Annotated in this window: 16 protein-coding genes; 4 read left to right on the forward strand and 12 right to left on the reverse strand. The window is 66.0% G+C overall.

Translation table 11 applies throughout. From position 1 onward, the window contains the following. The first annotated feature begins 92 nt into the window (after positions 1-92). Both MF609_RS00365 and MF609_RS00370 read left to right on the forward strand, forming a co-directional pair. Entirely contained in the window at positions 93-3,371 is a 3,279-nt protein-coding gene (locus MF609_RS00365) for a TonB-dependent receptor (RefSeq protein ID WP_242414354.1), read from the forward strand. 203 nt (positions 3,372-3,574) lie between these two features. After that, complete coding sequence (locus tag MF609_RS00370) at positions 3,575-4,915, forward strand: glycoside hydrolase 5 family protein (RefSeq protein ID WP_242414355.1); 1,341 nt, start codon at positions 3,575-3,577, stop codon at positions 4,913-4,915. Positions 4,916-5,045: 130 nt separating this feature from the next. Here MF609_RS00370 and MF609_RS00375 read toward each other — a convergent pair whose 3' ends face one another. Then, positions 5,046-6,650, reverse strand: coding sequence for an amidase (locus MF609_RS00375; protein ID WP_419723036.1), 1,605 nt, complete (start codon positions 6,648-6,650; stop codon positions 5,046-5,048). A gap of 393 nt (positions 6,651-7,043) precedes the next feature. On the opposite strand from MF609_RS00375, the gene MF609_RS00380 reads away from it, so the two are divergent. Further along, on the forward strand, positions 7,044-7,817 hold the full coding sequence (locus MF609_RS00380; protein WP_242414357.1) for a hypothetical protein: 774 nt from the start codon (positions 7,044-7,046) through the stop codon (positions 7,815-7,817). A gap of 222 nt (positions 7,818-8,039) precedes the next feature. On the opposite strand, the gene MF609_RS00385 is transcribed toward MF609_RS00380, so the two are convergent. From MF609_RS00385 to MF609_RS00435, 11 genes are all read right to left on the reverse strand, one after another. After that, the gene (locus tag MF609_RS00385; protein ID WP_242414358.1) at positions 8,040-8,858 is read right to left on the reverse strand and encodes a tyrosine-type recombinase/integrase; all 819 of its coding nucleotides are present in this window, start codon (positions 8,856-8,858) and stop codon (positions 8,040-8,042) included. 96 nt (positions 8,859-8,954) lie between these two features. Next, positions 8,955-10,412: a hypothetical protein gene (locus tag MF609_RS00390; RefSeq protein WP_242414359.1), complete on the reverse strand. Its 1,458-nt coding sequence runs from the start codon at positions 10,410-10,412 to the stop codon at positions 8,955-8,957. Next, the gene (locus MF609_RS00395) at positions 10,412-10,678 is read right to left on the reverse strand and encodes a spike base protein, RCAP_Rcc01079 family (protein ID WP_242414360.1); all 267 of its coding nucleotides are present in this window, start codon (positions 10,676-10,678) and stop codon (positions 10,412-10,414) included. Before MF609_RS00395 ends, MF609_RS00390 begins: the two co-directional genes overlap by 1 nt. A gap of 27 nt (positions 10,679-10,705) precedes the next feature. Further along, positions 10,706-11,017: a hypothetical protein gene (locus MF609_RS00400; RefSeq protein WP_242414361.1), complete on the reverse strand. Its 312-nt coding sequence runs from the start codon at positions 11,015-11,017 to the stop codon at positions 10,706-10,708. After that, a complete protein-coding gene (locus tag MF609_RS00405) occupies positions 11,017-11,781 on the reverse strand; it encodes an N-acetylmuramoyl-L-alanine amidase (protein WP_242414362.1) in 765 nt (254 codons plus the stop codon). Before MF609_RS00405 ends, MF609_RS00400 begins: the two co-directional genes overlap by 1 nt. A gap of 109 nt (positions 11,782-11,890) precedes the next feature. Further along, the gene (locus MF609_RS00410; RefSeq protein ID WP_242414363.1) at positions 11,891-12,142 is read right to left on the reverse strand and encodes a hypothetical protein; all 252 of its coding nucleotides are present in this window, start codon (positions 12,140-12,142) and stop codon (positions 11,891-11,893) included. A gap of 20 nt (positions 12,143-12,162) precedes the next feature. Next, the gene (locus tag MF609_RS00415; RefSeq protein WP_242414364.1) at positions 12,163-14,631 is read right to left on the reverse strand and encodes a hypothetical protein; all 2,469 of its coding nucleotides are present in this window, start codon (positions 14,629-14,631) and stop codon (positions 12,163-12,165) included. Then, positions 14,631-15,218 carry a hypothetical protein gene (locus MF609_RS00420; protein ID WP_242414365.1) on the reverse strand — a complete coding sequence of 196 codons (588 nt, stop codon included), beginning with the start codon at positions 15,216-15,218 and terminating at the stop codon, positions 14,631-14,633. Before MF609_RS00420 ends, MF609_RS00415 begins: the two co-directional genes overlap by 1 nt. 133 nt (positions 15,219-15,351) lie before the next feature. Next, positions 15,352-15,615 carry a hypothetical protein gene (locus tag MF609_RS00425; RefSeq protein ID WP_242414366.1) on the reverse strand — a complete coding sequence of 88 codons (264 nt, stop codon included), beginning with the start codon at positions 15,613-15,615 and terminating at the stop codon, positions 15,352-15,354. Between the two features lie 146 nt (positions 15,616-15,761). Continuing rightward, positions 15,762-16,385, reverse strand: a complete 624-nt coding sequence (locus MF609_RS00430) for a hypothetical protein (RefSeq protein ID WP_242414367.1) — start codon at positions 16,383-16,385, stop codon at positions 15,762-15,764. Then, on the reverse strand, positions 16,366-16,665 hold the full coding sequence (locus MF609_RS00435; protein ID WP_242414368.1) for a hypothetical protein: 300 nt from the start codon (positions 16,663-16,665) through the stop codon (positions 16,366-16,368). Before MF609_RS00435 ends, MF609_RS00430 begins: the two co-directional genes overlap by 20 nt. A gap of 752 nt (positions 16,666-17,417) precedes the next feature. Between MF609_RS00435 and MF609_RS00440 the strand changes: the two genes are divergently transcribed. Continuing rightward, on the forward strand, positions 17,418-17,756 hold the full coding sequence (locus tag MF609_RS00440; protein ID WP_242414369.1) for a hypothetical protein: 339 nt from the start codon (positions 17,418-17,420) through the stop codon (positions 17,754-17,756). The last annotated feature ends 17 nt before the right edge of the window (positions 17,757-17,773 follow it).

Below are 17,773 nucleotides of genomic sequence, written 5' to 3' on the forward strand. Positions count from 1 at the left end.
GGACGATAACCCGCAGTGGCGAGGTTGTTGATCGGGTCCTGCAGGGACCATGGGGAGGAAGCGTGATGGTGTTACGCCATAAGCAGACGGCTATGGACGGTTTTAACGCGCGCAAGCGCCTCGGCGCGACGGCATCGATGCTGGCGCTGACGGTTGCGGTTCAGCTGGCGGCCACGGGCGCGATGGCGCAGACCACGGTCGCTCCGGCATCGCGCGACGACCAGTCGACGCCGCAGACCGAAACCGCACCGCAGACCGACGGCGTGCCCGCTGGCAGCGGTGCCGGCAAGCGTCCCGTGTCGGGCAGCATGTCGATCCAGAATCAGGGTACCGTCGACCAGTCCAACGTCACGGCATCGGATATCCAGACCCCGGCCGCCGATACGACGGACGGAGATGACATCGTTGTCACCGGCCTGCGTCAATCGCTCGCCAACGCACAGTCGATCAAGCGCAATGCTGACACCGTTGTCGACGCAATCACCGCAGAGGACATCGGTGCGCTTCCCGACCGTTCGGTCAACGAAGCGCTGCAGCGCGTCGCCGGCGTCGCGATCACCCGTTTCGCCGCCGCGACCGACACCGCGCACTTTTCGGTCGAAGGATCGGGCGTCACCATCCGCGGCCTTTCCTATGTCCGTGGCGAATTCAACGGCCGCGACAGCTTCGGCGTCGGCGGCGGTCGCGAAATCGGCTTCAACGACGTGCCGACCGAACTGGTCGGCTCGGTCGAGGTGTACAAGAACCTGACTGCCGACATGATCGAAGGCGGCATTTCGGGTTCGGTCAACATCAACACCCGCAAGCCGTTCGATACCAAGGATACGCTGGTCTATCTGTCGGGCAGCGTGAACTATGGCGACTATAACGGTCGCAGCGAACCGGCCGTGGTCGGCCTGTTCTCGAAGCAGTGGGACCTCAACAGCGGTGGCCGGTTCGGCATCATGGCCAGCGGCAGCTACAACCGCCAGCGCAGCCGGTCGGACTCGGTGTTCTATTCGGCGTTCCTGCCGCGCTACAACGACGACAAGAACGGCAACGGCGTACAGGACGCCGGCGAAGGCCGCGTGCTGAACGCGGGCACCCCGTATCAGTCGACGCTGTTCGATCGCTATCCGGTGCCGTCGGGCCGCGAACTGGTCTATGTGCCGCTGGGCGCGGGGATGCGGATGCAGAATTTCGACCGCAAGCGCGTCGGCTATTCGGCGGCGGCACAGTATGAGAACGCCGCGCGCAACCTGCTGGTCACCGCACAGTTCCTGCGCGCCGAATCGTCGCAGACCTGGCTCGACCGCACCGTCGAACCCAATGTCTATTATGCCGATGCGAACGCCATCTTCCCACAGGCCGGCACCACGCCGACCTATAACGATGACGGGCTCTTCACCAACGGAACGTTGATCCGCCAAGGCGGTGGTCAGTACACAACGCTCGGCAACCGCTACTTCCAGACCGACGGGTTCACGCAGGACCAGTCGCTGAACGTGAAGTGGGATCCGACCGACCGCCTGCACCTGAACTTCGACGGCCAGTATGTCTTTTCGAAGGCGCGCGATTCGGACGATGTCGTCGAACTGGCGAACTTCAATGGCGTATCGATCGACGGGCGCGGCGACGTGCCGCAAATCAACCTGATCCCGGCGAACGGCCAGTCGGTGCGGGCCTATTTCGACAGCCAGACCAACACGTACATCCGCGACGCGATGAACAATCGTACGCATTCGGACGGCGACGAATGGGCGTTCCGCGCCGATGCGCAATATGACGTGTCGGACGATTCGTTCCTGCGCAAGGTCCGTGTCGGTGGCCGCTACGCCACCCGCGACCAGACGGTGAAGGCGAATGATTACAATAACTGGGGCGCGGTGTCGGACACCTGGACCTCGGGCCTGGCGACGGTCGACCGGTATCGCGACAGCATGTCGCCGGTGAACTTCGCCGACTTCTATCGCGGGCAGGCGGTGCAGCCGCCGACGGCATGGGGCATCCGCGACGATATCCTGACCGACCATGACGCGCTGACCGCATTGCTGCGCACGGCGACCAAGCAGGGCGGCGGTGGCTACACCCCGCTCGAGGACCGCGGCACCGCCTCGGCACCGCTCGTCGATGGCTATTTCCGGCCGAACGAAGTCTATCGCATTACCGAAAAGACCTATTCGGGCTATGCACGCCTCGACTTCGGCGTCGACGACATCGGCGGCGGCACGTCCAGCCTGTCGGGCAATATCGGCCTGCGCTTCGTCCATACCGAGGACCAGTCCTTCGGTGCGACCGCGTTCCCCAACATTGCCAACACGCTCGGCGGTTTCCCGACCGTGGCGGCGTTCTGCGCCAGCCCCAACACCAACGGCACCGTTCGCCCGATCTGTACGCTGACCGCGGCACAGCAGCAGGCGATCGTCGCCTTCTCGAACAACGGGTCGATCAACGACGTCGCTTCGCAGAAGTTCGACAAGTGGCTGCCCAGCCTGAACATCAAGTATCAGGCGACCGAGCAGCTGCTGTTCCGCGTCGCGGCATCGAAGGCGATTTCGCGTCCGGGCTTTACCGATCTGCGCAACTTCGTCGGCCTCGCGCCGTCGGCGTCGAACACCACCGGTGTCTATGGCTTCTCGGCTAATGCCCGGAACCCGTTCCTGCGGCCGATCGATGCGAAGCAGGTCGACCTGACCGCCGAATGGTATTTCGCCAAGGTCGGCTCGCTGACCGCCGCAGTGTTCTACAAGCAGCTGTCGAACATCATCCTCGACAATTTCGGGTATAGCCGCAGCTTCAGCAACAACGGCCAGAACTTCGCCGCCACGATCAACGGCCCGGTCAACGTGCCCGGCAATGCCGACATCAAGGGCGCCGAAATCTCGTACCAGCAGACCTACGACTTCCTGCCGGGCGCGCTGCGCGGGCTGGGGACGCAGGCGACGTTCACCTACATCTCGCCGGGCAAGCTGCCCAACGCACGCCCCGACAACCGCCCGGAAGACGGCAACCGTCCGCCGCTCGACGTCGTGGGCCTGTATGACGGCCTGCCGCTGGCGCAACTGTCGAAGTACAACTTCAACGTCTCCGCCTTCTACGACTTGGCCGGCGTCTATGCGCGCATCGCCTATAGCTGGCGTTCGAAGTATCTGCTGACCAACCGCGATTGCTGCTTCCCGTTCCTGCCGGTCTATTCGGACGCGACGGGCCAGGCGGACGCATCGCTGTTCTACACGGTCAACAAGCAGTTCAAGATCGGCGTGCAGGTTCAGAACCTGCTCGACGCGACGACCAAGACCTCGTTCGTGCTGAACGGCGACGGCCTCGAAGCCCCGCGCTCGTACTTCAAGAGCGATCGCCAGTTCCAGCTGAGCGTTCGCCTGACCATGTAATTTCCTTCCCCGGAAACACCTGAGCAAGGGGGTCGCAGCCATCCGGTTGCGACCCCCTTTTTTTCGCGCCGTTCCTCCGCACCAATCAATTAAGAAAGCAAATATCACTATTCTCGTTGACAGCGATGACAGCGCCGCCCAATCTGCGACGGACACGAACAAGGACGCATCGGCATCGGACCGGCGCGCTGGAAGGGGACCTGATGACCAACATCGCTCGACGCACATTCCTCGGCACGTCCGCCCTGCTGGCGGGCTGCACCATAGCGCCACCGGTCGCTACCGCGCCGGCCTCTACCGACCGCGCGTTCGTCCGGCGCGAGGGCGCGCGGCTGATGGTCCGCAACGAACCCTATCGCTTTGTCGGCGCGAACATCTGGTATGCCGCCTATCTCGGCGCCGATGCCCCCTATGGCGACCGGGCGCGGCTGGGGCGGGAGCTTGACGCTCTGGCGGCGATGGGCGTCACCAACCTGCGCGTGCTGGCTTCGGCCGAGGAAGGGCCGCTGAAGAACTCGATCAAGCCGGGCTTTCGCGGACCGGGCAAGGATTACAACCAGACCTTGCTCGCCGGCCTCGACTATGCGCTCGCCGAAATGGCCAGGCGAAACATGCGCGCGGTGCTGTACCTGACCAATTTCTGGGAATGGTCGGGCGGCATGATGACGTACCTGTCCTACGTCAATGGCGGTCAGTATCTGAACATGAACGACCCGGCGCATCCATGGCCGGAATTCGCCAATTATAATGCGCAGTTCTATAGCGATGCCCGCGCGATGGAGCTGTATCGCGACTGGATTCGTACCGTCGTCGGCCGCACCAACAGCGTGACCGGCACCCGCTATGCCGACGATCCCGCGATCATGGCGTGGCAGCTGTCGAACGAACCGCGCCCATCGGGCGACCTCGCGCACGCGAACCTGCCGCAATTCTACGCCTGGGTCCGGGCAAGCGCGCAGCTTATCAAGTCGATCGATCCCAACCATCTCGTCTCGACCGGCAGCGAGGGGCTGAAGGGTGGATTGGAGCGTGCCGACATCGTGCTGGCCGAACATGCCATCCCCGAAATCGACTATCTGACCGTGCACATCTGGCCGAACAACTGGGACTGGGTGAAGCAGACCGACCTCGCCAACACCGCTGCACGGGGCGAGGCGTTGACCGACACCTATATCGCCGACCATGTCGCGCTGGCCCGCCAGCTCGACAAGCCGATGGTGATCGAGGAATTCGGCTATCCGCGCGACGGCGGCAGCAACGATCCCGCCGTGCCGACGACCTACAAGGACCGCTTCTACGGCCGAATCTATGCCGCCGCGTTGAAGAGCATGGCGGAGGGCGGGCCGATCGTCGGCACCAATTTCTGGGCATGGAACGGCGAGGCGCGGGCGCAGCATCCCGACTATCGCTTCGCCGAGGGCGACCGGCAATATATGGGCGATCCGCCCCACGAACCGCAGGGCTGGTACGGCATCTTCACCGGCGACACGACGATCCGGCTGGTGGCCGATCAGGCGGCAGCGATCGCGCGGTTGCGGCGCTGATAAGGCCTCAAGTTCCTCGTCATTCCCGCGTAGGCGGGAATCCATAGCCGCCGACGTTTCTAAAAGGGTCGGGACGTCAGCGCATATGGACTCCCGCCTGCGCGGGAGTGACGATTCGGCTAGGAGCGGGTCAGCGCCCCGCCCCCTCCAGCCCCGCCACTACCGCCGCCTGCGGCAGGTAACGCGGGGCAACGCGGGCTTTCGCGCGCTGTTCATAAGCATAGCCGGCCGACAGGATCGCTGCGTCGGCTCCGGCGGTGCCGATGAAAGACAGCCCGACCGGCAATCCCTGCATCAGCCCCATCGGCACGGTCAGGTGCGGATAGCCGGCGATGGCGGGCAGTGCCGACGCCGATGGCCCGCCATATTGATCGCCATAGACCGGATCGCTGAGCCATGCGGCAGCATAGGTCGGTTCGACCAGCAGGTCGGCGCGCGCTGCCTTCAGCATCGCATCGATCCCGTCGCTACCCGCGAGGCGCAGCGAGGTCGCGCGTGCAGCGCGATAGGCGGGATCGGCCAGCCCCTTCGTCTTGGCCGCGTCCTCGAACAACTCCTGCGCAAAGAAGGGCATTTCGACGGCGGCATTGGCGCGGTTGAAGGCAATGACCTGCTCCAGCGTCCGCGTCTTCACCGTCGCCGGCGTCGTGGCGAGATAGGCGTCGAGATCGGCCTTCAGTTCGGTCTTGAGCACCAGCAGCTCCGCCTCACCCAGCCCGTCGAGCTTGGGGCGCGTCACCTCGACCAGCGTCGCCCCTGCGGCGCGCAACACCGCCAGCGCCGCATCGAACCGTTCGGTCAGCGCCGCCGGCATTCCCGCCGGCCGGATCACCCCGACCCGTTTGCCCTTGAGCGCCTCCGCCGACAGCCCGGCAGCATAGTCGCGTGACCTCGTCCGCGCGGTCGCGACGTCGGTCGGATCGGGACCGGCCATCGCCGACAGCAGCAGCGCGACGTCGCGCACCGACCGCCCCATCGGCCCCGGCGTATCCTGGCTGTGGCTGATCGGCACGACCCGGCTGCGGCTGACCAGCCCCAGCGTCGGCTTGAACCCGACAAGGCCATTGATCGACGAGGGGCATACCACCGAACCGTCGGTCTCGGTCCCGACCGCCACCGCTGCCAGGCTGGCAGCGATCGCCGCCCCCGATCCCGACGACGATCCGCAGGCGGTGCGATCGAGCGCATAAGGATTACGCACCAGCCCGCCGACCGCACTCCACCCGCTCATCGACCGGGTGGAACGGATATTCGCCCATTCCGACAAATTGGTCTTGCCGAGGATCACCGCCCCGGCGCGGCGCAGATAGGCGACCAGCGGCGCGTCGCGACGTGTGACATTGTCCTTGAGCGCAAGGCTGCCCGCCGTCGTCGCCATCGGGTCGGCGGTTTCGATATTGTCCTTGATGAGCACCGGCACGCCATGCAGCGGCCCGCGCACTCGCCCGGAACGGCGCTCATCATCCAACGTCCTGGCTTGTGCCAACGCGTCCGGGTTGATCGCGATCACGCTGCGCAGGGTCGGCCCCTGCCGATCAAGCGCGGCAATCCGGTCCAGATAGGCTTGGGTGATCGCCACGCTACTGGTCGCGCCGGACTGCATCCGCTGCTGGAGCTGGTCGACCGACAGCTCCTCGACACGCTCGGCCTGCGCCTGCACTGCCGCGGGTGCCGCGGGTGCCGCGATCAGCGCCAACGCCGCGATACCGTAAAATCCCTGCCCACGCATATCCATTCCCCGTCCGGTTCGTCGGCGCGAAGCTATCGCAGCGGCGGCCCCGCGCAATGGCCGAAACGGACCCCGGACAGCAAAAACCCCGCCAATCCAACGGACTGACGGGGTTTTCGAAATGGTGGGCGCGGCAAGGATTGAACTTGCGACCCCTGCGATGTCAACGAAGCGGGCAGCACGGTTTTCTGCGCTTTTCAGGCACAGGACGGTGCCCCGCCCCCCGCTGAAACTCGCAGAAAACCGCGCGTTCCTGCACGCAACGCCGAACCCGCGCCGAAGCCCACACCCTCCACATAGCGGCGGCTGACAAGCCGTCCCGCACGCTCGAGCGGCGTCGGAACGCAATTCCGGCGGCGCTTTCGTGCGCCCATCGACTTCCGCGCCGGGAGCCGACCGATGTCGCTTACCTATTCCGATCAAGCCCACCTCGCCCGCGCCACGCGCGCCCTGATCCGCAGCACCGGCGCGCGATTCGCTGGACGCGAGCGCGGCCAAGATCGTCAGGTCCACCGTGAGAGCTATGACGTCCACGACAGCCGTGCACAGGTGTCGCGGCGATGCGCTGACGGTACCGAGGCGGGCACGCTCGCCTGGGCAGACGCAATGGTGAAGACCGCACGCGAATACGATCTGCTCGAACGAAACAAGGGCAAGCCCCGGCCGCTGAAGGACACGGGGATCGTCGTGCTGGAGGCGGTGCTGCGCGGGCACTGGCACGACTTCAAAAGCGGCCGCATTGATCCGGCGCTGAGCCAGATCCAGCGCGCCACGGGCTATGTCCGGCAGACGATCGTCGACGCACTCGCGCGGCTTGAGCGCCACGGCTTTCTCGGATGGGTGCGGCGCACTGAGCGCATCCGTAATCCCATAGCTGGTGGCCCGACACGCCAGCAGATCAACAACAGCTACTTCGTCGACGAAAGTCGCCTTGCGTCCCGAGCCGGCCGATACGTCCGCGATCGCTTCCGCCAGCTCCTCGCCCGCGCAAAGGCGCGCCTGGCGCTGAAGGCGAAGCAGCAGCCCGTCGCCCCACCCCCAGGGCCGCCAAGCCCTGTGCGCCGCCCAGCGCCGAAGAGCGAGCTATCGAAGGCGCTCACCGCCTTGGGAGCCGCCGTCGGCCGAGGATCAGGCCCGAGTCTGGATAATGGACTGTCTCCCCCCTCAGAATGAAGATCATAAGGTGTCGCTACCGCGACACGCATCAATAGGACGCCCCACCCCGCCCATCTGTCCCGCCTTGCGTTTTGTCCCCTTGTCGCCACGCTGCGACACACGCACCCGCGCGTCTCGCTGACACGTCGGGACGAGGCGGCGAAGCCGCCCCGATGGCTCTGCGGCGGGGACGAGCACGACCCGTGCCAATAAAAGCGCCCCAACCCGCCTGCGGACAGGTCACGCGGGGGGCATGAGAAGATCGGCCCAGATTTGCATCACGCGGCGGCGCGGGCCGAGCTGCTTCGATCGATTGTAGGCGCCCTCTACCTTCACGTTGACCTCAGCTCCCTTTTTTGCGGCGTGGCCCAAGGCGCGGTCGATCGCGACGCGCTCCGACGGGAACCGCTCGTTCAGGATCGTCGAGAAGGTGGCGCGCCAACCGTGCGGCACGTGGCGGCCGGCGTATCCGGCCTTCCGATACAGCGCGCCGATGGCGCTCTCGGCTATCGGCGCAGCATCGCCGCCGCGGCCAAAGACCAGGACCGGATCGATCGCCAGCGCGCGGACGATCCGCACAACTTGGACGGCCTGGCGCGATAGCGGCACGACATGATCGAAGCGGCGGTCCGCCTTCTTGGCCTTCGCCAGTTTCATGCGCGCCGCCGGCACCACCCACGCCGGCAGCTGCGGACCGACCGCCTCCCCCGTCCAATCGACGTCGTGTAGCTCGTCCCATTTCATACCCCGTAGCGCGCCTAGGCGAACGCCGGTCAGCGCGAGAAAGCGCGACGCCAGCTGGACAACCGCCGGCACCGGCACGCCGGCCGACGCCGCCAGCAGCTCGCGCGCGTCATCGATCGAGACCAGGGCGAGCTGCTCGCCGGCAATCGGCGCGGCCGCGAGCGCCTGCTTCACCGACGCGGCCGGATCGGAATCGCACAGCTCATTGGCGATCGCGAAACCAAAGACCTTACTGATCCGCTGGCGCAGGCGCTTCGCGTACCACGACTGGACCGATCGTGATGTCGGCGGCGTCCTGTCGCACCCGGGCCGCACCGTTCACTCCGGTCGCGACGATCGTCGGCGGTACAGGCGCGGGCCATGTCTGACCTGGGGAGAGGAACGCGGCCTGAAGCAAGGCAAAAAGCATCATCATTGGACGTTCGCTCTCATGTGCGTGGAGAGGACGCCGTCGGCGCGACCGACACGCGCTTCACCGAAGGCGGTGAAGTGGTCGCCTTCCGGCGTCATCAGGTTGTTGGTGGTCCCGTCGCTGTACCAGTCGTTCGGGTATGCGGCGCTGTAGTAGATGTCCGCGCGACAGTTGTAGGTCGACGTGATGCCTGGGCGGCCGATCAGCGCTTGGTTGTAGCCGAAGCCGGTTCCCGATCCCGTGTCGAGATAGTTGGGGTTGGGCGACTGATCCGGCGGCGCGAGGAAGTACTTGCTGGCCGACGTCGAGCGGACCGTCGAGAAGCCGACATGGATCCGAAGCGTCGGGTTGATCGACAAGAGCTGCCCGATCACGAAGTCCAGGTCGGCGAGGATGTCGGCGAGCGGCCGCGTGTTGATGTCGTTATACGGCTCGTCGATGTACGCATCGGTGAAACCGGCAACATGGTTCAGGCGCCAGATCTGACCGGCGCGGATGTTCTCGGCCCAGTATTGCAAGCGATCGCCATCGGTCGCGAACTTGGCCATCGGCTTGCCTGCACGATATGCCGCCTGCTGCATGAAGCCGCCGCGGTTGACGCCGTAGCCCGCCGGATGGTTGCCCTTGCCGTCGACCCGGCTCGTGCCCTGCCCGTAGATCGCCCCCTTGGTGTGCTCGATCTCGCACTTCAGGAACTGCAACAGTCGCGTGCCCGCATTGCTGCCGCCGTTGGCGGTGAAGGTGGTCGAACCGAAACTCGTCGTACCGCCATCATAACTGCCCGTGCCAGCGTCCCCGCTGCCGCCGGACACATAGGTCATTGGCAGCAGCGTGCCCGACGTCGCGTCGATCTCCATCATACCAATGATCTGACCAGCGTTCGGCCATTCGCTCAGCCCAAGATCTGCCGGCGAAAACGGATCGAACACGACGTCGCCGGCGGCCGGCACGAACGAGTCCGCGCCACCCTTCTTCAGGCGGAAAAGATTGCCGACGACGGCGCCGGTCGAGCTAACGCAGTGAACCTGCGCGCCCATCGCGGTCACGCCCGACCAGTTGATGATCTTTTCCGGTCGGACACCGTCGACCGACTTGTCGACATAATAGCCCGGTGCGGTGATGCGGCACCGACCGGTCTGGCCGCCGCCGATCATCAATGGCATCGGGTTGCGAACCCGCCGCTTGGTGATGCCGCTGGCGAGAGCGTTCAGGCCGTCGGGGTCAGAGGTGCCCGTCGTCGCCTGCCGGAACAGGCTCGGCGCGACGACGGCGCCGCCCGCGACCTTGAAGCCAGCGGCGCGAAGCCCGGCCGCGAGCGTGCCAGCGCCGCCGATCGCCGAGCGCGCCTGGGCATCACTGAGGCCCGCCGCGGCAATGATACGCGCGATCGCCGCCTCGGACAGGCCCCCGCCCCCGCCGCCGGACCCGATCCCGATCCCGATCCCGATGCCGCCCATCAGTCGATCACCAGCATGTCGGCGGCGGTCGTGCCGGTCGCGAGGATCCGCTGCGCCCGGAACGGGATCAGCGCGCCATCGGGCACATTCTTCCAGGTCCGGGCCTCGGTACCGCCGGTGCCGCGCATGACGATCGTGCCGCCGGTCCCGACGTAGAGGGCCTTGCCGATATTGGGCAGGTCGGCGGCATCGTTGGGGACGACGGGCGTGGCCCGGGTGCCCGGGCTAGTGACGGTGTCGGCATACTGGCCGAAGCGATCGGGCATGGGGCAGTCCTTTCTGGGTAAGGCGTGTCAGCGCGCGGCCGCGGCGGGCACGATCGCGATGGCGCGGTCGGCGACGGCCAGCGCGCGGTGCTGTTCGGCGATGGTGGTGGCGACCTTGGCCAGTTCGAGCGCGCGCTCGATCGTCGCTAGGGCGAGACGGACGCGCGCTGCGCGCGCTGGCGGCAGACTGGGCAGGATCACCTCGGCATAGGGCCGCAGGCGATCGTACCGCGCCTGGACGCTGTCGACGGTGTCGGCCGACAGGTGCGCCGGGCCGACACAGGCGGTCAGCGGCAGCGACGCGGCCGCCAGCGCCACCGCGAGGAGCAGGCGGCGCATCATGCGACACCTGCATATTCGGCGGCGGCGTCGAAGCTCGGGCACGCCTTCATGTATTCCTGCGGCTCGATGCGCCCATTGCCGTTGCGGTCCGGCGAATAGTCGCGGTGGCCCTTGATCGTCGCGGTCGGGAAGCGATGCTTCAGCTCGGTCAGCAGATGAACGAGCGCCGCCTTCTGTGCCGGCGTCCGGGTGTCCTTCGCCGTTTTGCCATCGGCCGCGACGCCGCCGACGTAACAGACCCCGATCGTCCGCTGGTTATAGCCCTCGACATGCGCGCCCGGGCGCGACAGCGGTCGGCCGACCTCGATCGTGCCGTCGAGCCGGATCACGAAATGGTAGCCGATGTCCGCCCACTTCTTCGCGAGGTGCCAGCTACGGATCGTCGCGGCGGTCACGTCTCGCCCTTCGGGCGTGGCCGAGCAGTGAATGACAATGCCGACGATCGCGCGGTTGATCGGCGCGCGGGCGGCTTCCAGCCACGCCGGCAGGATCGTGCTGCCGAGCAGGCCGAGCCGCTGCCTCACCGCCTTCTGCGGCAACGCGCGGGCTGCGATGACCATGATGAACAGGATGCCGGTGATCCAGTTTGCGACATTGGCGGGGATCAGCGCGCGCAGCTCGGGCGGCATCGACTGCCATCCGGCCTGCAGCTGGACCGGATCGATCGCCAACAGCGTCGACAGCATCACGCCGATCGCGGCGAGCTGCACGGAATGGGCGCGCGCGAGCACGCGCCCCCGATCGAGGAGCGTCTTCAGCATATCGATTTCCTTGTGAAAGCGCGGCGTCAGCCGCGAAGATTGTCCACGATCGCCTGCGCAAACGGCAGCACGGTGCCGATCGCCAGCAGCACGATCCCCATGTCGATGGTCATCGGCGTGTCTCCCCGTCCTGCACGTCCTGCCGCGCCTCGACGCGGGCCAGGCGCTTGTCGGCCTCCCGCATGTCGGTGGCCTGTTGCTCGACCAGGCGCTCGAGCGTCGCTGTACGTCGCCCCTGTTCCTGCAGTTGCGAGATGTAACCACCGCCGGTCAGCAGTCCGCCGGCGATCAGAGCACCGACCGAAGCGGCCGGCATCCACGCCAGCCACCGCGGCGCCGGCGAGGGCGTCGTGTCGGTCATGTCGATCCTTTCGGGATGCCTTAGAGGGCGAGGCCTGCCCATTCGCCGATCTGGCGTTCGATGCGGAACCGGAAGTCGTCGCTTTCGGTACGGTTCGTCACGACGCCGCCGTAGAAGCGGCCGTTGAACGTCTGCCCGGCATTGCCGTCGGCCAGCAGCCGAGCGCGCGCGTTCGCGAGGGCGGCCGGATAGGTCACCGCCGCGTTGTCCGCGACATCGAGACAGTCGACCGCGTTCGACCGGGCAAGGCCCGGTTCGGACAGCAGCGACAGCACCAGCGGCGCACCCTGCATCCCGAAATTGCCGGTCGACGTGCCGCTGTTGCCCGACGCCGGCAGGCGGATGATGAAGCTCTGCCCGTCGCGCACGACCATCCACCATGTCGCGTTCGTCGCGGTCGGAATCGTCATCGAGCGCGGGACCGAAATCAGGCAATGCGGCCCGGCCTCGCCCGGTTCGCGGTAAATGCCGAGCGACGCGGTGAACTTGGCGAACTGGAGCGCGCCGGCCGCGCCGATTAGGAAGAACGACCCAGCGGTGTACGGCTCCAGCCAGTAACTGCCCAGATCATCGTGCCGCAGATAGAACCCCATGCTGTCGTCGGGTACGACCAGATGATTGGCGAACAGCTTGTCGTTGACGCGGCGGATGATCGGGTCGCCATCGTCCGCCCAGGCGCTGACCGGCACCTGCCCCGCGCGATCGAGGAACAGCGTCGAGCGGTCCTGCACTTCCCACCACCCGCCGGCCGTCACGCCCGACGCCTTCAGATCGGCCGGGCCGATTGGGTTGTCGTCGACGTTGAGGATGTGGCCCGCCAACGGCGCGTCGGCGAAGTTGCCGTTCGCATCGTATAGGCGCAGCGGCACGCGGTACGTCTGATCCTGTCCGACGCTGCGGTCGTTCTCATAGTCCTGCCGCAGGATCGTCCATGTCTGCCCGGTGGCGGTATAGGCGGCATAATCCTGCGCGTGGACGATGCGGGTCGTCGCCGGCTTCGTCGTGGTGATGACCGCATTGAGGATGCGGTTTTCGTTCAGGTCGAAGGTCGCGCCGGGGGCGATGTCATAGCTGGTCGTGCCGGCGATCGTCTTGACCGTATAGGTCGACTTCACCAGCGCCGGCGGGGTCCGGTCCGCTTCGTCGATCTCGGTGACGATGCTGTTGGCCTCGACCCGCGCCAACGGGGCGTCGGCCGGTTTGATGATGACGGTACGGGGGGTGTACGCCGTGAAGCCACCGTCCTCGGCGACGATGACCGAATTCGTTCCGGTCTGCTCGAGCCGGCCGCCGTACCAGCGAAGATACCCCTTCTTGAACGTCGATATGCAGGCCGCCGCGCCGGTTCCGCCGCGCTTGCGCGGGTTGGAGGCGATGCAATCATACGCAACCGCATCAGCCCAAATGCGCCATGGGCGTTTGCAGTCATCCGCCGAACAGCGGATGAACGTCGTGTTGCGGCTCTTGCAATCGAACCCGGCGTCGCTGCATCCCCACCCGTGGCAGTCTTCGAAGAGCCAGTTGTAATCCTGCCCCTCGTTCCCGAAGGCGTCGCCGTTCTGGTAGAAGTTGAGGCTGTCGCGGCAATTGCCCATGGAGCAGCGTCGGATGATAACGTCGTGCACACCGTTGGGCAGGCCATCCGGCGCCAACCCGACGCTTTCCGACCCTTCGCCAACGATCCCGTTGCAGAAATTGTCGCCATCCTGCTCCTGCGCATCGCCGTGGCAGTCCTCAACCAGGATGTCGTGGCTGGCGTAGCGGAACCGGGCGAAGTGCTTTGACCAGCCCTGCCCGGTGCAGCGGCGCATCGTGAAGCCCGACACCGTGGCGTCGATCCCGTGCCCGGACGACCCGTTCTCGTAAAAGGCGCGGACGTTGGCGAAACTGCAATCCTCGATCAGCAGGTCGCTATGCGGCTGCTGTGATCGGATGCAGCCATAGCCCTGATCCTCGAACCGCAGGAACGCGAAGCCAAGGTGGTCGGCACCGGACCGCAGCCGAAACACCTCGGCACCGTCCGCCGCGCCCTTGCTCCACGGGTTCGCGCGCGCGCCGACGATCCGGGCCGTCATCGGCTGTCCGTTGCCGTCGACACCCCGGATTGTCACCCGGCGCTGGGCGGTGCCGCCATGGTTGATCGGGATGTTGCCGTTCTGCGCATAGGGTCCGAGGTCGGCGCGTACCCACACGTCGCCGCCGATCGCCGCCGCCCGCGCGACCATCGCGTCCATCGCCGTCAGCGGCGCGGCGTCCGCCCAGCTGGTGCCATCCATCGCCCCGGCACCGCCCGGCACGATCATCGCCGCCTTGCGCGCGGACGGCCGGCGCTGGACGACCGGCAACAGCGCCGCATAGATGCGCGGCGCGGCGGTCAGCAGCGTGACGCGCCGGCGGCCGGTGAACTCGCCCCGGTTCGACTGGCCGGGCTGGTCAATGGACCAATCGATCTTCGCCGGAATCGGAGCGTCGGGGAATGGGATCAGCATCAGCCCCACCCTCCCGGCAAACCCGGACGCGACAGCTTCCGCATCGTCTTCGACGTCGCGCCGGCCATGATCGGCTCAGCCGCAGCGCCGACGGCGCGGACGCTCGTCTCCTCGACCCGCGCCATCAGCATATCGGACGCATCCACCCGTACCCGGGTATCGACCTGCAGCCGGTCCTGCGACGCGGATCGCATGCGCGCATAATTCGGGCGCGGCTCGCGCAGCGTCGGCATCGATGGCGCGATCAGCCCGCCGCCGGCGAACTTCTTCAGCCGGCCGCTGTTGATCGCCGCCAGCTCGGGGAGCCATTGCGCCGTCGCCGCCGCGTTGACGATGAATTCCTTGTTGCTGACGCGAATGGCGCCCTTCCCGTTCGACAGCATCGCGAGGATGCTGTCCGACCGGCCGGTCCCGGGGCCACGGATCAGGCCGCCCGGCGATCCGCCACCGGCGAACCCGGGCAGGCCGCCATCGGCGAAGCCCGGCAGCACTGACAGCGCGCCGCCATCCGCGAACCCGAAGATGCCGCCGCCGATCGACGTGACGATCGCCTTCTGGATCGCAAGGCGCGCCAGATCGGCGACCACGCCGCCGATGACATCGCCGGCGACGCCGCCAATGCCCAGTAGGTCGGTGACCGCCTGACCGGAACGCCGATCAGCGCGGTTTCTGGGTGCCCGGCGTCAAGCACCTGCTCGATCTGTTGACGGGGGATCGACATCACCATGCTGCCTTCGTGCCATCGGCGCTGACATACAGCGGCGGGTTCGTGGGACGGGACGGTCGGCCCCGGAAAATTGCGACCAGATCGGCGGCGATCGCCTGCGCATCGGTCTCCAGCTCCTCGAAGAGCTTCGGTGTCATCTCGCCCAGGCGCGCCCGGTGGGTCAGCACGTCGAACCGATCCGAGAGGCGTTCGAGCTGATCGGGCACGTTCGAGCGCGCCTGGACGGGGCGACGCTGGCGGGAGTGGTCGTGGACCATGCATCAGCCTCCTCATGCCAAAGCGCCCGCCGATCCCAGGGGGGGAGATCAGCGGGCGCCGGACGCAGCTATCGCGGGGTCGGAATTGCCAATTACGTGACCGTTTTCGCAGGTGACCTTGTGGGAAGTTCCCCAAAGGTAACGGGTCAGACCCGTTTCCATCCGTCCAGCGCGCGGATCAGGACCGCCTTCGTCCGGCGGTTCGACTTTCGCCAGCGCCGGGCCGCTTCGACCAACCCCATATCGTCAACGATGATCGCGAGGAGCATCGCGCCATCGGCGCCGATCGCCGCGCGCCAGCGCGTGTACGCCTGCTCTCGAAGCACGGCGCCGATCCGCTCGGCCGACGCGGCGTTCGGGCCACCGCGACTGCCGCGCGGCTCCAGCTTGGCGGTGCGGACCGCGACGTCGGCCGTGATCGCTTCGTGCGCCGTCGCAATCTCTTGCGCGGCCGCGAGCTGGTGAACGTCGAGCGCGCCCGTTGCCACGAGGCGGGCAAGCGATCCTTCGCGCCGGCGCTCGGCATCTGCGAAATCGTGTGTCTGCGGCGTGCCGAAAGCCTTGTGCGACCAGCGCTCGCGTTGCGCGACTTGCTCCTCGATGCCTGGCGCCAGGCGGACGATCGGCGGCGCCTTCCCCTTCCGCGCTTTGTTGCGCCCGGGCTTTGGCCGCGGCGCGCCCAGCACCAGGTGCACAAATCGCTGCTGTTCGTAATCGTCGGTGCTGACCACAGGCGCGCCCGCTGCGATCCTAGTCGGAATTCCGGCCATGATGATCCCCTTCAGAATCAGGGATATGATCGAGGATCGCCACTAGCGACAGATTCCCTTGTGGTAACGGCACCACGTCGGGCGGGCAGACAAAATCGTCGTCGATCTTCATGCCCATGCCGCGCATCCGCTCGATCAGATGGCGGTCCATTAACCCGGGCACGGTAATCGCCCGCTGCGCACCGGGCGCGCGATCGATCATCTTCTCGGCCGCGAGCTTTTTCACCAGTGCCTTTGCGCGGGTGTCGCTAACCGACAGCGAGATCGCGATCTCGCGCATCGATGGGCTACGTCCTTCCCTCACGATGTAATCGGAGATGTACGCCAGTGCCTGATCTTTCCTGCTACTGGCCCCACCCACCGTATTTTTCCCTCCGGCATCAGCGCCTGATCCAATATAAGAAAAATTGGTGGCAATTCCACGCTTCGTCGCGCTGACGTCAAGTCTTGTCCTTAGCGTGATTAGCGGCCATCAAATCCTACATTCAAATCGCGATTTCGTAGCTTCAGCGGTGATGCGATAACTTGGCGGTGCCCATACCGCCTTGGACGGCCCTCCTGCTAATGGAGGTGGGATGAGACTGACAGGACGTTCCGGAATGATCTCGAAACCGATTCTTCTGCACCCGGCGGTGCGGGCTGCACAACTCGTCCTATCACTAGGATTCGTTGGCTTTTGTATAAGACAATTCCTGGTGGGCGAGCACGTTGGCTATGGCGGCTTCGTCGCGTTTCTGGGCGTCATGGTATGGGCATTCGCGGCCGACCGAGCGAAGGCAGCAAACCGGGATTGAGACCGGCTTCACGCTCGCTGACGGCGGAGACCCCCTCCGCCGTGCGCGTGGAAATACGGGGCGTTCAGGCTTACCGGTACCCGCATTCGCGCGTTCGATACCCACAGCAGCTTTTGCGAAATAGCGGACAGTCCAAGGGCTCCGCGGTGATCGCGGGGCGTGTCCCAGATACCCGCACAGTACCCTCGTCCGTCGTCACTCGGTTGCGAACATGAAGCGACGAGCCCATGATCGAGCCATGAGGGTTACATTCATGGCGATAGCCGTTGCGGTAGTGCAGGTTGCTGCAGGCGTCGGGGCATCTCAAACAACCGACCTAGGGGCGCAGCGAGTGGACACCGTCTACATGTTCAAAGGGTCGCAAGGCGCGATGGCTTACACCGTCGATCGAACGGGGAGGAACCTTCCGGAGCAGTATGCACCGTGGCGCTTTCTCAAACCCGTTTCGACAAAAGGGCCGACCTTCGAAGCGGGGGCAGACAAGGCGGCTCTAGCCGAGGTTCAAGCCAAAGGTTTTTCGGTTTCCGTCTACACGATTACGTTTGAGCCAACCATCACCGTTCCAGAACGACGATGAAGTAGGCGGTTCAAGCG

This window comes from Sphingomonas panni, from assembly GCF_022664435.1.
Lineage (GTDB): Bacteria > Pseudomonadota > Alphaproteobacteria > Sphingomonadales > Sphingomonadaceae > Sphingomonas > Sphingomonas panni.